Source organism: Pseudomonas sp. GW821-FHT07G10, assembly GCF_059418545.1.
Map to the genome: position 1 here is coordinate 113,194 of NZ_JBWKQB010000017.1, position 13,752 is coordinate 126,945.

The 13,752-nt window shown below is 57.0% G+C and carries 21 protein-coding genes and 2 pseudogenes; 14 read left to right on the forward strand and 9 right to left on the reverse strand.

The genetic code is table 11. The features are described from left to right. Positions 1-67: 67 nt before the first annotated feature. The 11 genes and pseudogenes from AC07O1_RS19155 (at position 68) to AC07O1_RS19205 (ending at position 7,489) form a co-directional block, all read left to right on the forward strand. A complete protein-coding gene (locus tag AC07O1_RS19155) occupies positions 68-1,108 on the forward strand; it encodes a rhs element Vgr protein (protein ID WP_495089762.1) in 1,041 nt (346 codons plus the stop codon). Then, positions 1,105-1,653 carry a phage baseplate assembly protein V gene (locus AC07O1_RS19160; protein WP_495089763.1) on the forward strand — a complete coding sequence of 183 codons (549 nt, stop codon included), beginning with the start codon at positions 1,105-1,107 and terminating at the stop codon, positions 1,651-1,653. The genes AC07O1_RS19155 and AC07O1_RS19160 overlap by 4 nt, the downstream gene beginning before the upstream one ends. Continuing rightward, a complete protein-coding gene (locus AC07O1_RS19165; RefSeq protein WP_495089764.1) occupies positions 1,650-2,015 on the forward strand; it encodes a phage tail protein in 366 nt (121 codons plus the stop codon). Before AC07O1_RS19160 ends, AC07O1_RS19165 begins: the two co-directional genes overlap by 4 nt. Before the next feature lies 1 nt (position 2,016). Then, complete coding sequence (locus AC07O1_RS19170; RefSeq protein ID WP_495089765.1) at positions 2,017-3,144, forward strand: baseplate J/gp47 family protein; 1,128 nt, start codon at positions 2,017-2,019, stop codon at positions 3,142-3,144. Beyond that, entirely contained in the window at positions 3,145-3,801 is a 657-nt protein-coding gene (locus AC07O1_RS19175; RefSeq protein WP_495089766.1) for a UCP028438 family phage-derived protein, read from the forward strand. A gap of 54 nt (positions 3,802-3,855) precedes the next feature. Next, positions 3,856-5,913, forward strand: coding sequence for a hypothetical protein (locus AC07O1_RS19180; protein WP_495089767.1), 2,058 nt, complete (start codon positions 3,856-3,858; stop codon positions 5,911-5,913). A 12-nt stretch (positions 5,914-5,925) separates the two neighbouring features. Further along, the gene (locus AC07O1_RS19185; RefSeq protein ID WP_495012737.1) at positions 5,926-6,153 is read left to right on the forward strand and encodes a hypothetical protein; all 228 of its coding nucleotides are present in this window, start codon (positions 5,926-5,928) and stop codon (positions 6,151-6,153) included. Positions 6,154-6,164: 11 nt separating this feature from the next. Then, positions 6,165-6,254, forward strand: a pseudogene (locus tag AC07O1_RS19190) (glycoside hydrolase family 19 protein); the annotation flags it as partial. A gap of 66 nt (positions 6,255-6,320) precedes the next feature. After that, entirely contained in the window at positions 6,321-6,764 is a 444-nt protein-coding gene (locus AC07O1_RS19195; RefSeq protein WP_495089768.1) for a structural protein P5, read from the forward strand. Continuing rightward, the gene (locus AC07O1_RS19200; protein WP_495012739.1) at positions 6,761-7,267 is read left to right on the forward strand and encodes a DUF2514 family protein; all 507 of its coding nucleotides are present in this window, start codon (positions 6,761-6,763) and stop codon (positions 7,265-7,267) included. Before AC07O1_RS19195 ends, AC07O1_RS19200 begins: the two co-directional genes overlap by 4 nt. A gap of 18 nt (positions 7,268-7,285) precedes the next feature. Then, complete coding sequence (locus AC07O1_RS19205) at positions 7,286-7,489, forward strand: hypothetical protein (protein ID WP_495012740.1); 204 nt, start codon at positions 7,286-7,288, stop codon at positions 7,487-7,489. On the opposite strand, the gene AC07O1_RS19210 is transcribed toward AC07O1_RS19205, so the two are convergent. Further along, positions 7,483-8,163 (reverse strand): SOS response-associated peptidase family protein, encoded by a 681-nt coding sequence (locus AC07O1_RS19210; protein WP_495089769.1) that lies wholly within the window; start codon positions 8,161-8,163, stop codon positions 7,483-7,485. The two genes, AC07O1_RS19205 and AC07O1_RS19210, sit on opposite strands and share 7 nt — an antisense overlap. Positions 8,164-8,259: 96 nt before the next feature. On the opposite strand from AC07O1_RS19210, the gene AC07O1_RS19215 reads away from it, so the two are divergent. After that, positions 8,260-8,526 carry a hypothetical protein gene (locus tag AC07O1_RS19215; protein ID WP_495089770.1) on the forward strand — a complete coding sequence of 89 codons (267 nt, stop codon included), beginning with the start codon at positions 8,260-8,262 and terminating at the stop codon, positions 8,524-8,526. A gap of 621 nt (positions 8,527-9,147) precedes the next feature. Here AC07O1_RS19215 and AC07O1_RS19220 read toward each other — a convergent pair. The 3 genes from AC07O1_RS19220 to AC07O1_RS19230 form a co-directional block, all read right to left on the reverse strand. Next, a complete protein-coding gene (locus AC07O1_RS19220) occupies positions 9,148-9,666 on the reverse strand; it encodes a GNAT family N-acetyltransferase (protein WP_495089771.1) in 519 nt (172 codons plus the stop codon). Continuing rightward, positions 9,624-9,929: a type II toxin-antitoxin system TacA family antitoxin gene (locus AC07O1_RS19225; protein WP_494991257.1), complete on the reverse strand. Its 306-nt coding sequence runs from the start codon at positions 9,927-9,929 to the stop codon at positions 9,624-9,626. Before AC07O1_RS19225 ends, AC07O1_RS19220 begins: the two co-directional genes overlap by 43 nt. Positions 9,930-10,339: 410 nt before the next feature. Beyond that, positions 10,340-10,471 (reverse strand): hypothetical protein, encoded by a 132-nt coding sequence (locus tag AC07O1_RS19230; RefSeq protein WP_495089772.1) that lies wholly within the window; start codon positions 10,469-10,471, stop codon positions 10,340-10,342. Positions 10,472-10,827: 356 nt separating this feature from the next. Here AC07O1_RS19230 and AC07O1_RS19235 point away from each other — a divergent pair, with 356 nt between their 5' ends. After that, on the forward strand, positions 10,828-11,055 hold the full coding sequence (locus AC07O1_RS19235; protein ID WP_494991259.1) for a hypothetical protein: 228 nt from the start codon (positions 10,828-10,830) through the stop codon (positions 11,053-11,055). 109 nt (positions 11,056-11,164) lie between these two features. Here AC07O1_RS19235 and AC07O1_RS19240 read toward each other — a convergent pair whose 3' ends face one another. The 4 genes and pseudogenes from AC07O1_RS19240 to AC07O1_RS19255 form a co-directional block, all read right to left on the reverse strand. Further along, positions 11,165-11,305, reverse strand: a complete 141-nt coding sequence (locus tag AC07O1_RS19240) for a hypothetical protein (RefSeq protein WP_495089773.1) — start codon at positions 11,303-11,305, stop codon at positions 11,165-11,167. Positions 11,306-11,613: 308 nt separating this feature from the next. Beyond that, a pseudogene (locus tag AC07O1_RS19245) lies at positions 11,614-11,742 on the reverse strand (DUF2790 domain-containing protein); the annotation flags it as partial. 182 nt (positions 11,743-11,924) lie between these two features. Next, positions 11,925-12,131: a hypothetical protein gene (locus tag AC07O1_RS19250; RefSeq protein ID WP_494991262.1), complete on the reverse strand. Its 207-nt coding sequence runs from the start codon at positions 12,129-12,131 to the stop codon at positions 11,925-11,927. A gap of 493 nt (positions 12,132-12,624) precedes the next feature. Further along, a complete protein-coding gene (locus tag AC07O1_RS19255; protein ID WP_494991264.1) occupies positions 12,625-12,807 on the reverse strand; it encodes a hypothetical protein in 183 nt (60 codons plus the stop codon). Positions 12,808-13,008: 201 nt separating this feature from the next. On the opposite strand from AC07O1_RS19255, the gene AC07O1_RS19260 reads away from it, so the two are divergent. Further along, positions 13,009-13,542 carry an NADPH-dependent FMN reductase gene (locus tag AC07O1_RS19260; protein ID WP_495089774.1) on the forward strand — a complete coding sequence of 178 codons (534 nt, stop codon included), beginning with the start codon at positions 13,009-13,011 and terminating at the stop codon, positions 13,540-13,542. Here the strand turns inward: AC07O1_RS19260 and AC07O1_RS19265 are convergent. After that, a partial coding sequence (locus tag AC07O1_RS19265) for a hypothetical protein (protein ID WP_495089778.1) occupies positions 13,511-13,752 on the reverse strand: 242 nt, incomplete at its 5' end. The two genes, AC07O1_RS19260 and AC07O1_RS19265, sit on opposite strands and share 32 nt — an antisense overlap.

Genomic DNA, 13,752 nt, shown 5'->3' on the forward strand with positions numbered 1-13,752 from the left:
GGATCTGAACACAGATGCGACAGCCCAAGACGTCCGACAAATAGTCGGACGTTTGCTTTTGAATGGGGTGGAAGTTCCGTTTGTAGAGTGTGAAGTCGACAGCAATGCCTTCTATTCGGCTGATACGTTCTCGGTCGTGTTCGTGATATCGGACCTGCAGCCGCCCTACAACACAGTCAAATGGTGGGCCGATCAAACAGCGATTGAAGTGTCGATTTCAATCGGCTTGATCGGTCAAGGCATCACCGATTGGCGCACGCTGATCGTGGGTGGTGTGGACAGGCTGAAGGTCCGTCTGGCGAGGCGAGAAGTGAGCGTCGAAGGCCGGGATTACACCAGCCGCTTCATCGACACCAAGACCAATGAGAAATTCGCCAACCAGACCACCAGTGATGTGGCGACGCTGCTGGCCAAGCGTCGCGGCCTGACGCCAGTTGTCACGGCGACCAAGACGAAGGTTGGCGACATTACTAAATGGGATCACGCGCACGTCACTGACGAGCGTACGGAGTGGGACCTGCTGGCGTACTTGGCCGGCCTTGATGGCTTTCAGGTCTACGTCACCGGCAACGAACTGCACTACGAGCCAGCGCTAGATCCGGCGACCACCGATCAGTACTTGATTCGTTGGGTAGAGCCTGGGTTATTGGCCTACCCGCAATCCAACACTTCGGACGACCTTGAATTTGAGCGTGACCTAACCATCGCCAAGGGTGTGACGGTTCAGGTCATCTCCTACAAGGACGGCAAGACCTACACCGCGACCTTCCCGACCAACTCGGCCAAAGGCATCGCGCCCGGGCAGTCGACGTCGAAGCGTCAGGTCTACGAGATCAAGCGTAACGGCCTCGACCTGAACCAGGCACAGCAACTGGCCCAGCAGATCCACAAGCAGATCACCGACCACGAAATGCGCCTGTCGTGCTCGATGCCCGGCGACAACTCGCTGATGCCAAACACCATTGTTCGGCAGGAAGGCACCGGTTCTGGCTTCGACCAGCTGTATTACGTGGATGCGGTACGACGCTCTTACAGTTTCGAGTCGGGCTACACCATGAGCCTGACGGCAAAGAACCATAACCCTAATTCACTACAGGTGGCGCCATGATCGCAGGTCTCGCAAATGCCCTGCGCCAGCACCAGCATTCAAATGCCACCGGGCCGCGTATCGGCACCATTTCCAGCTACGACCCCACCAATGGCGTCGTCAAGGTGCTGATCCAGCCAGAAGGCCGCGAAAGCAACTGGATGAAGCTCGACTGTCCAGGTGTCGGCAATGGCTGGGGGGTTCAGATTGGTCCGCAGATCGGCGATGAGGTAACGGTCAGCTTTGATTCGTCAGACCCTAACCTCGGTAAGGTGACGGCGCGGCACACCAACAGCCAAAACCTGCCGCTTCCGGTGCCTTCTGGCGAGACCTGGATCGTTCACCAATCCGGTTCGCTGCTCAAGTTCCACAACGACGGCACCGTCGAGATCAAGGCGGCAGCCGGCATGGCCTACACGGCGACCGTGCACCAATTCCACGGGCCAATAACCACTGACAACACCATCACGGCGGCCGGCGATGTCGTGGCCGGCACAGTCAGTCTGGAAAACCACCTGCATAACGGCGGGACCCTCAGCGGCAAGACCTCGGCGCCTATCCCATGAAAGACCTGAACCACTACGTCGGCGGCGATCTTGCGTCATCGCCGACCGGCAGCCTGTCGCCTGTCGAAGGCATCGAGCGCGGCAAACAACATGTGTTACGCCGCCTGATCACCAACCCCGGTGACTACCTGTTCCACCCGGAATACGGTGCCGGTCTCGGCCGATACGTCGGCGCACTGATGAACATCCCGGAAATCATCGCACTGATTCGCGGGCAGATCCTGCTCGAGGACTGCGTTTCGAAGAAGCCCGCACCCGTCATTGCGGTCTCGTCAGCGAACGACACCCTGTCAGTCAATATCGGCTACACCGACTCAGCCTCTGGCGAGCCGGTGACGCTCTCGTTTGAGGTAAATCGCTGATATGGCATCGCTCAATATCAAGGACTTCACCACGCTTGTTCGGGACCAGGTGACTGCCATTCAGGGCAGGGCGGCCGGGCTTGTCGACTTCACGATTGGTTCGCTGCTGAGGGCTATCGCCGAAAGCAATGCCAGCGTGCTGCAGTGGCTTCAGCAACTGATCGTCACGCTGTTGATCACTACTCGCGCTTCGACTAGCTCGGACGCGGATCTCGATAGCTGGATGGCCGACTTCGGCTTCTATCGTCTGTCGGCCAGCTTCGCCACTGGCAGCGTCACCTATTCGCGCTTCACGCCAACCAATTCCGCACTGATCCCGATTGGTGCCCTGGTCGGCTCGACCGATGGCTCTCAGCAGTTCGCGGTGACGATCGACACCACTAACGCGATGTACAACGCCACGCTGGGCGGTTACCTGATCCCGGCCGGCACTGCGTCGGCGACGGTTCCAGTCATCGCCAACACGGCAGGAGCGGCTGGTAACGCGTTGATCGGCACGGTCACGGTAATCGTTGGCAGTATCAGTGGCATCGACACGGTCACGAACACCGCGGTATTTGCCAATGGCGTAAACCCCGAAAGCGATCCGAGTTTCCGCGCGCGCTTCGTCCTCTGGGTGCAGTCGCTGTCCAAAGGCACCAAGGCGGCCATCGGTTACGCGCTGTCCTCAATGCAGGCCGGCGTGACCTACACGCTGACCGAGAACCAGGACTACAGCGGGAACACGCTATACGGCTACCTCTATGCGGTGGTCGATGATGGCAGCGGTGCGCCATCGGGTGCGTTCTTGGTAACGGCTGGCGCAGCCATTGAATCAGCTAGGGGATATACGATCCGTTATGGTGTGTTTGCCCCGGTACTGGTTACGGCCAACGTCGGCATGACCATTACGACCGATGCGACGGTGACGCACAGCGTGGTGGTGGCGCAGGTAACTACAGCGATTCAGGCCTATATATCGGGCCTGAAACTTGGCCAGATCCTACCGTTCACGCAGCTCGCAACTGTTGCCTATGCCGTGAGCCCGGCCATCACCAACGTTTCCGGCGTCCTACTCAACAGCGGCACGGCCGACCTTGGCGCAACCCAGAAGCAGGTCATTCGACCCGGCACAGTGACGGTGGCTTAAATGAGTGTCGGCGACCAAAACGATATGTTCGGCCGGCTGAAGAATCTACTTCCAGTCGGCTGGTTTGGTGACAACAATCCAGTCAGGGATGCGCTGCTATGGGGTTATGCGCAGGCGCTGTCATGGGGGTTCACCCTCTATCTCTATGCGAAGAACCAGACGCGGATCAAAACCGCCAGCGATGGCTGGCTCGACATGATCGGGCTGGATTTCTTCGGCAGTAGCCTGATTCGCTATTCCAGTCAGCTCGATGCGAGTTACCGAAATCGAATCCTGATTAATATTTTCAGGGAGCGCGCCACGCGCCACGGCATGGATCAGGTGCTGTTTGACCTGACCGGTCGACACCCGCTTATTATTGAACCGGCCAAGCCGGATGACTGCGGTTGCCTTGGCCTGACGCTTGGTCTTGGCGTAGCTGGGCCTCTCGGCTCGACAAGCTGCCCCTATCAGGCATTCGTTACAGCATACCGGCCTGCGGGCAGCGGAGCGGCCAACTGGCCAGGCATCCATACAAATTGGTTCGGACTTTCCGTAACCAGCGGCCTGGTCCCGTCAACGCAGCTCGCTCCCACGGTATCGGACGCCGACATCATCGCGGCCATTGAAGCCACCAAACTCTATGGCACGACTGTCTGGTACCGAATCACCAACTGATTTCACTCATTCAACTCTATGCCCGCCTTGTGCGGGCTTTTTATTGGGGATTCCATGGACAGACAGATCGTTTACCCGGGCCAAATTCTGCCGGAAACCAGCCTGCTCCAGATGGCGAAAGATTCCATGCTCGGCCTGGCTAAGCTGTCCGCCGCCATGCTCGGCAGCAGCACCATGGCGAACGGTTTTGCCGTGACGCCGACTGGCCCTGCATCGCTGCAAGTCGTTTGTGCGCCTGGCGAAATCTACAGCCTGACCAGCATTGACGCGCTCGCGTTCTCAACGCTGCCGGCCGATACCACGCACTCGATCATGAAGCAGGGCATCCTGCTCGATGCGGTTACGCTGACGTGTGCGGCGCCTGGCACTACCGGACAATCGATCAACTACCTGGTGCAGGCGACCTATCAGGATGTCGATTCAGCGCCGGTCCTGCTTCCTTATTACAACAGCGCAAACCCAGCCCTTCCTTATAGTGGCATGGGAAATAATGGACTGACGCAGAACACTGCGCGCAAAGGCGCAGCAATCGTTGCCGTAAAGGCTGGCGCCTCGGCGACTACCGGCAGCCAAGTAACGCCTGCTCCTGATGCTGGCTATATCGGCCTGTACGTGGTGACCGTGGCGTACGGCCAGACCACGATCACCTCTACCAGCATCAGTCAGTACGCCAGTTCGCCGTTGCTGCCGTCTGGCATCCTGCAGTCCGTCCAGAACGGGAATGCATCGTTCGCCATCGATACCGGCACTGCGAATACCTACGTCTGCAACTTTACGCCGGCGCTGACCAGTCGCAGCGAAGGGCAGTCCCTTCGCTTCAAGGTCAAGACCGCGAACAACGGCGCGTGCACCATCAACGACGGCTTGGGCGCAGTACCGCTTGTAGGTGGCGCCCATGCGGCGCTGCAAGGCGGCGAACTGATTGCCAACGGTGATGCCTGGATTGAATGGAATAGCTCGATCGGCTCAGGTTCATACATCCTGCTGTTCTGCACGGGTGGGGCCGAGCAGGTAGCGCCGGCGACCAAAACTCAGCATGCAGTGCAGCAGTCTCAGCTGGGAAATTTCAACGGGATTACTTTCACCGGGACGAGCACGGTACTGACCGCTGCGTTCGCTGGCAAACACCTCGTCGTCAACACCTCTGGGACTACTCAGACCTTGCCGGCTGCCGCGAGCCTACAGCTCGGCTCCACCATCACTATTGGGGCGTATGGTGCCTGCACGATCAAAGGAAACGCCGCCGAGCTTATAAGCAACCCGTTCGGCGTATCGGCCAATACGCTGGTAATAAATGCTGGCGAGGAGATTCAATTAACGACCGACGGGACTGGCTGGTACACGTCAGCGTATTCCCAAGCTGTAGTCGGGACCCCAGTGGGCTCGATGCGCAACGCCAAGATTTCGGTAGTAGCTGCGAGTGCTACGGCGACATTTACTGCTGACGAGGTGGCAGTTAAGACCGCGCTCGGTGGCCAGTCATGGCTGCTGAGTAACTTCAGCAAGACAATCAACCTGGCAACGACTGGCGTGGGCGCCATGGATACCGGCGCTGCGCCGGTCAGCGGCTACGTTGCGATCTATGCGATTTACAACCCGACCACGGGCGTTTCGGCCTTGTTGGCTAAGGACGCCACGTCGGCAGTCGCGGCAGAGGTGTATACCGGTGGCAGCATGCCGGCCGGCTACACCGCTTCGGCACTGGTCAGTGTCTGGAGAACGACGGCGGCCAGCTTGCTGGATGCTGGTTATCAAGCCGACCGCTATATCTCCATCGTCACGAAGCAAGTGTTGAGCACAACTACACCGCAGGCGTCATATACCGCGCTCTCCATCGCCTCGGCTGTCCCGCCTAACGCTAAGTCCTGTCGTGGCTGGTCGGTAATAACGAACAGCGCCGCAGGGGCAAATATCTATGGGGCGATTGCCTCCAGTACGACGGGGATTGGCTCGCTAGCCGCGAACGCAAACCCGGTAGGGAACGTCAACGGCGGGATCCAGGCGCCGTTCCCGGACATTTTGCTGATCACGTCTCAGACACTCTTCTATACGGCAACAACATCAAGCGGAACAATGACTTATGTCATCGATGTTGCTGGATACTCAATCTAAATGGTGGCTTGCATGACAATTAATGTTCAGTTCGCTGACTCGAAGGAGATGGCGATCACCTCGGTGTTCGCCTGTGCGCAAGACCCAGATTGCTGGCCGAATCAAGGCGAGGTCGAAGACGATGATCCTCGTTATCTGGCGTATATCACTCCGCCTGCTCCTGAAGTGCTCAGCGATCCTCTGGAAAAGCTGAAAGCATTCCTTCTGGCCAATCCCGACGTGACGGCCATCATCAAGTAGCGAAGAAAGCGATGCCTATCACCTCGCAGCAACTGCTGCAGATCCTCCCGAACGCCGGCCCAGTTGCCGGCGTTTTTGTGTCTGCGCTGGATGCAGCAATTTAGCCACTCCGCCCCGACACCCATTACCCGCCTTGAGCGGGTTTATTTTTGCCTGGAGAAAAGTAAATGCCAATTGCTCGCGGACTTCGAAACAACAATCCCGGAAACATCGATTACAACCCACGCAACGCCTGGCAAGGTCAGCTGCCTCCAGATCCAGCGATCGAACCACGCTTTGCTCGCTTCGACTGCCCAGAAAATGGGGTTCGGGCGCTAGGCAAGCTGCTGCTCAACTATCGCGGCAAAGACGGAATGCCAGGCGTCGGTGGGCAAGGTATCGACACTGTGCGCGAGACGGTCAATCGCTGGGCGCCGTCCGTAGAGAATGATACCGAAGCCTACGTAAATGCCGTGGCTGCTGCTGCCGGCGTAGCTCCGAACGCGCCTATCGATATCCGCACCCCGAGCATCTTGCTGGGCGTCGTAACCGCGATCATCAAGCATGAGAACGGTAGTGTGCCTTATCTGTCGTCAGTGATTGCTGAAGGCATACGGCGGGCACTGGCATGACATCAATCTACGCAAAGGTTGGCGGCTTCCTGCTGGCAGTCCTGCTGATATTCGGCGCGCTTTATGGCGCCTATTACCATGGAGAGACGGTCAAGGACAACGAGTGGCAGGCGAAGTGGGATAAGCGGGATGCCGACGATGCCAAGGCCAGGGATGACGCCGAGAAGGCCGCGCGCGCAACCGAGCTTGCCAATCAACAACACATGAATAAGGTGCAGAGTGATGCCACTCAAAAACTGGAACAGGCCCGCACTGATGCTGCTGGTGCCAATACTGCTGCTGACGGGCTGCGCAAGCGAGTGCAGCAGCTACTCGCCGCCGGTAGCGCCCGCAGCAGTCCCGGAATTGGTACCAGCTGCACGCCAGGAGCCAACCCCGGCAATCTGCTCGCCGTCGTGCTCGACAAATCTGTCCAGCGAAATCGGGAATTGGCAGCAATCGCTGATACTGCCAGAGTAAGGGGGCAGGCGTGCGAGGCTGCCTATACTGCCTTGGCCAAATGATGAGCAGCGGAGGGGCGAGTGGAAGATTTGAGCGAGAAGATGAGGGCGGGTGAGCCGTTAATGCAGGAGGCGCTGCAAGCACTGTGTCGGTACAACGAAGCGCAAGGCAAGCAGCCGGTCGAGGAGGTCGAGCGTCTTCGCCTCGAAGCGGAAGCGCTCATGACGGCGATGACGGAGTATGTATCTCGGTCGCTGGGTGGTCCGGCGCGGACGCTTCATTGAACTGGCTGGATCAGGCTTTGTCCCTGGTTCCGCACATTGCCCACCGCCACATCAACCTTGAACCATTCGAAGGTCTCGGAAGGCTCTCCCTGCAGTAACACCATCTGCTCGGCCCGCTCTTTGGGCGTTGCCGGGTCGAGCCATTCCCGGGCCAGCTCGGGATTGAGGACGACCGGGCGGCGATCATGGATATCGACCATCCCACCGGCGCTGTCTGCAGTGATGATCACAAAGCCGTCATGCTCATGAGGTCCTTCATCGGGATCGGGGAATTGGCCAATCGAAGCACAGAGGATCGGTGCGTGATCCCGTCGCCGGATCAGATATGGCTGCTTCTTCGGCTCGCCTTCATCGACCCACTCGAACCAGTTATCGATCGGTGTAATGGCGCGATGTGGCCAGATCGCCCGGAAGAAAGGGCCGTGCGCGACCTTTTCGGCCCTGGCGTTGATCGGTGGTGGCTTGTCGGTGGCCCAGTGCGGGCGCCAACCCCAGCGGATCAGGTCGGCGTGCAAGACGTCGGCCTCCAGATGAAGAAGGGCAATCTTGGTGGTCGGCGCTGCGTTGTAGCGGCCAAGCGGCTGATCGCCCGCGTTGTTGGCCAGGGCATTGGGCATGCTCAGCGCGGCCACGAAGTCGTGAATGCCTCGGTATTGTGAAAGCCTTCCGCACATCGGCAAGTCTCCCGTTGAGAAGGGAAAGCATAGCAGCACGACAGATCTTCGCTCTAGAATACTGTATCTATATACAGTATTTCTGGTATGGCGGAAATGAGCTTCAGTTATCAAGGTCCCGCGGTGCTTGAGTTTTTTCACGACACAGAGTGCGTTACTTTTGGCGCGAGGGTTTTGCTGAGTCAGAACATGCCTGATCTGTTCAGCCTGACCGTTCCTTATGGGGCGACTGGCTATGTAGGCGCGATGGCGGTCCGGGTGAGTCTGCCGGATGGCTGGGTGAAGTGGGGTGTTATCACCTGGACGGGGGAGTCCTCTATGGTTTTCGATGTGGGGCGGCCGGGGATGGATGAATCAATATAGGTTGAGGTGTTCGGTCGGCAGGACGCCGGGGAGGTGACAGGGTGATGCAGTCGCGATGCGTGGTGCGTACCCTACAATTCAACGCTAAAATCACCCCAAGCGCCGACGCTGAAGCACCCCAGCAGCAACGAAATAGTACAGCAGGAAGTACATCGAATTTGGCGTTATTCGGTTTCGACCAGTAAATGCTAGGGTTTTAGGCTTCAATTAGATTCCGGCTTCGGGCACCATCTAAAATCAAGGGTTTGCGAGCGAAAGCTAAGCAAACCCTTGTTCGTTTCTGGTCCGCAATTTTAGAGTTGGTCCGCAATTCACTTGGTTGGTGAGACTTTTTTTACCCTTTCGGTTGCGGATGTATTGTTCGGTCATTACGACGGTCGTATGCCCAAGTTGATCCCTCTCCATGTGCCTGCGGGCGTGATGTGTGTGACTACCTCACACTGACGCATCAACACACAAACGGCGCCCAACTGAATGCAGTCATGTACATGCACCGCTGACCGCAGTTCACTAGCGAGCGAAAAGCAGTATCCGATTACGGGAGCCGCAAAATCGCAGGAGGGGAGAGCGGGACTTAACCGGCCGCAGTTAGATGCGGCCAGTTTGCTGTCCGACGGTCAATCAGGTGAAGGGAAGCATCATCGTGATTGGAGACAGTTGTGGGCAGCGGATGAACCCTGCTTTCTCGTAAAACGTCACCAGCCTGTCAGTCAGCGGGTGGACTACGAGAGCGGTCGACGCGACCTCACTGGACGCGGCAATCGAACGAATAACGGCGTCTTTGAGTAGATCGAGCGACAGCCCGATACCTTGGACCGTCTTGCACACCCCCATGCGCCCCAGGACAATTACCGGATGCTGGTCGGGTGAGTTGCGTTGCCCCCGCTTGGGCACCACGTCTGCCCGCATAACCATGCTGTTCGACAGTGTGTAATAGCCGACGACGGTATTGGTGCCCTTAATGCAGGTGACAAAAACTGTGGCGCGTTTGGCGTCCCGGGCTTTGAGAGCCCTTTTTATCAGATACTCGTTGATCGATTCCTCACCACAATCGAAGGCGCTCAGATCGTGGATTGCAGTCAGTTTCTCCGGAGCGCTTAGCTCCAGCGAGGCGGTCTTTCGAGCAGTTGGCGTAGACATTCGTTACTCCTTGCGGGGTTCGACTGTAAGGCTTGCTCGAATGCGTCAAAGTCATCGTTAGCAAGGATGAACAGGCGTTGATCCAGGATGACGTCCTCTGCTTTTTTACACGCAGCATCCAGGATAAAGCTGGTCCGATCGCTTCCTGAAATGGCTACGGCCACATCGATCAAGTCTCGTTTTCTAAAATCGACCCGCATGTTGATCGGAACGGCCTTGGTCTTTTCTGTTGCAGGTTTCGCAGGCAAATGAGTACTGGTCATGGTCTTGGTCCTATTCTTTCTTCACTTTCTGGGGGGGGCTCCTTGGATTCATCTCTTCGTGGGTAAGCAGGTTTGGCTGTTCATTGATTGATCCCTCAGGTACGCGACAGTGCCGCTTAAAGGTGCCACTGGAAGTGTGGCGCGGGCTGCATAACAACCCGTGGGCAAATCATAGTTGGCCTGTGTAGCAGTTATCTACACGTAACGCAGATAGCTACACAGAATCGGTCGAGCGGTCGTCAGCCGATTTCGGTTCGAGAAATGACATCAGGTAGCTGCAACGGACTGGAGGCTAGTGGGAAATTGTTTAGGCGGTCATAACGCAATCGACCGCCCCGCACCGTTTCATGCGTGAAGATGCGCTTGCCGCTGTAGTCGTCGATGAACCAGACCTTACCGAGCTGATCGACTTACATGCTGGCGTAGCGATTGCTGGCCTGGCTGTAGAAGAAGCGGCGGCCGTGGTCGGCAATGATCCGGATCGCCCGGTTGAGGTGTTCGGCGCGCTGCTGCTTCAGAGTGAGTTTTTTTTCTGTGAGCATGAGGATGTGTCTCGGTGGTCATAGGAAAAGTTGGCTAAGCTCATGGCGGTCAAATTCTCAGGGGTTACAGCCATGACGAGAAAGCTCATCTGCCAGAAATGCAATCAAGATACGTCCGTAGAGCTTTGCTTTGACGAGGATATCGACGGCCAGGTCTTCAATTGCGAGCACTGTGGCGGGAGGCATGTTGAGGTTGAGACCAGCAAGCTGCCGGGATCCCCTGTGTTGAGCAGGTTCCGATTAGATGAAGATGAGTAATCGTGCCATCGACCAGGCATCAGCTCTCAGGCTGGCGTGATGTGAGTTTGTGGGCTATTGGTTGATGGCCCGGCATGAGGCCGGATCAAGGAGGTGGTATGTCAGAGTTATTGCCGATGTTCACCACTGATTATCGCGACCATCAGTTCGTGATTGATTTCTATCGACGCCAAAACGGAATCACAACGAAGCTACAAGTGTTACAGGGCCAGACTGCTCTTGCGCCGGTGACTTATGACAATCTCTGGTCAAATTACGAAGATGCCAAGGTGTTCGCAATCAAGGAGGCCAGGCGTCTGATTGACGACCTGATCAAAAACGCATGAACTGACAGCATTCAGCGCAATAGGTGAGGGTGGATCAGGCTTCGCAGAGCGCTGTGAAATTCAGTTCACCGTCGATATCCAGTGTATCCATCACACCGAGCCCTTCCTGCTACGCCACGATGCGAACCTTCAACCCGCGAAACTCGCCGATCTTGTAGTCGAAGCCTTGGCAATCTTGCTCAACCATTTGCAGGTGAGCATCGGCCAGCGCTTGCGCCAAGCCATCCTTGACCTCAACGATCTTTTTCATAGTGAATCTTCAGTAGGCGCCGCCCTCCGTGACCGGATGCGACAAGTAAGGGGGGTGTTCTTTGATGGGCTTGAGCGCTTCTTGGCGCGCGGTATCTTCGAGCTGACGCGACAGTTTTTGGCTAATCGTGATTCTGCGTCGTGATACGGCAAAGAGCGGGGCGCAAGCCTCAGGCCCTGTCCCGGGGCATTGGCTGGACCAACTCGGCCTGTGCGCGGCGGTGGACGGGTTCCTGCGACAGGAGCGAGTCGGGGGTACTTGCCTGCACAGAGGAGGCGCGTGGCCTGTACCCCTATCGACAGGGCTGATCAGGTAATGCTGGTGTTGCTCGCTGCACTCCCGCCCCATTCGAGGAAACGGATCTTGTGCACCTCGCCCTCGCTGTCCTCGTAGACCAGGGTCACCGGTACCACGCTGGCTTTGCCAGAGCCGCGTGTAAAGGCTGGCTATTCCCCGTGCTAGACGCTCTCGACCATTCGTCCTTTAAACTCTGCTTCTGTCTCGGCGGCACGTACTGGCATCGGATGAAAGCCTGGCTCTGCCGCACGCTGAACTGTGATCACTGCATGGCATGCGACAAGCCGGCGACTAACCCAATCGATACTGAGATCAAGCGCAGTCAGAGCAAGTAACCAGTTGCTTGTCCGAGGTGGTTGTCCTGCACTCCGGCGATGAGGTGCAGTGGAATGTGCTGTTGCGCATCAATGGATGGGATTTCGAAGCTACCCACTATTTGAAGGTTTCGCTCACTCAGCCCGGTCGACTCTTCTTCCTTTGCCTTAGCCATTCTCGCGTGGTTCGCTGCGATTTCATTGAGGGTTGACACGTTACATCTCCGGTGACTGACCAAGCGTATCGCTGGGGTCCTTAAAGGTTAATTTTGATTGCCGCCGCGTCAGAATTACGTCGTTCCGGGGCCGCTACGGGCGTACTTAGCAATCCTTAAGCCAGGCATGGTCGCGTATACCGCGCCACGTTTTCATAAGCGACGAGTGGTGGTGCGGAATCATTCATGGGCAACGTACTGCGCATTCGCCACGTACTGCGGTGAGCATGGATATCGTCGAAACGCTGGCCAGATGCTGTCAGCACGCTGCGCAAGATTGCTGACGACCTTGAGTCGGGTGAGCTTGAGCCGTGTTCGGTCTGCGTGCTGGCGTTGCGTTCAGAGAGGGGGCGTATCGAGGTGTACGGCATTGGCCCGAAGACCGAGGACATGCAATCGCTTGCCCTGTTCCGATTGGGCGAGCAGAAGCTGATTGATGTGATGCTGTCGGTAGACCAATAGGTGTGCCGCAGATGAGTGCGGTATGGGTAGATCAGGGGGCTGTGTACTCGAGATACAGTTTTTCGAGCGCCTCCTGGTACTTGTCTCCCGTTAAAGACTTTTTCAGAGCTGCCACGAGTTCGAGTGCTGAGGCCGCAGCCATGACCTCGTTTTCTCCCCGGCTTGCAGCGCGCTGTCTTGCTGCCGCAATTATCGCATCTTCAGTCGTGCGCATGGTTCTGTCCTCGAAAGATGAAGCATCACTGATGCCGACAATCCACCACTAACTTTAGCCCCGAGAAATGCCATGACAGCCAGGCAACCCGACTGGAGGCAATCGAACGCGCCTACCGATCGGCAATGCTGTCACGCTTAAGATGGCTTTGGCTCGTGTATGCGACAATTCACCAGCCCACTAAGTCATGGAACGTTATACATGGTGCAATTGCTTGCGGTCTCTGGAAGCCTCCGTGCAGCCTCTTCAAACTCCGCGCTACTGCGTGCTGCTGAGATGCTTAGCCCTGAAGGGATGTCGATCAAGCACTACCTGAAGGTGGGTCAATTACCTCACTTCGATCCGGATCTGGCGGACGATCCTCCGCAGATCGTCGCAGAGCTGCGCGGGATTATTGCCAGGGCAGACGGGATTCTCATTTCGTGCCCTGAGTACGCTCGCGGAATACCGGGGTCGTTCAAAAATGCACTGGATTGGCTCGTAGCCAGCCAGGACTTTCCCGGTAAGCCGGTAGCACTTTTCAACGCATCTCCTCGAGCGAGTCACGCCCAGGCGGCGCTTAGGTTGGTACTGGAAACAATGTCCGCGATTATTGTCGAGCCTGCCTCGATAACAGTAAATCTGCTGGCGAAAGGAATGGATGAGTCGGACATCGCTGCGAGCTCGGAGATCAGTCAGCAAATCGTCTCGGCCTTGGGCGCGTTCAAAAATCAAATTGAGGGCGGTCTTTCTTAGTACTAGTCCTGTCTGAAATCGAAAAACGGTGAACGGATATGAGATTAATCAACTGGCCTTTGTAGTGGTCTAATGAAACCGGACACCCATTTAGGCGAGAATGCTCGCCAGATCGAGGTGTCAGATGACCAAACAACGCCGTTCTTTTTCCGCTGAATTCAAACGCGAGGCTGCCGACCTCGTGCTCAAGCAAAACTACAGCTACATCGA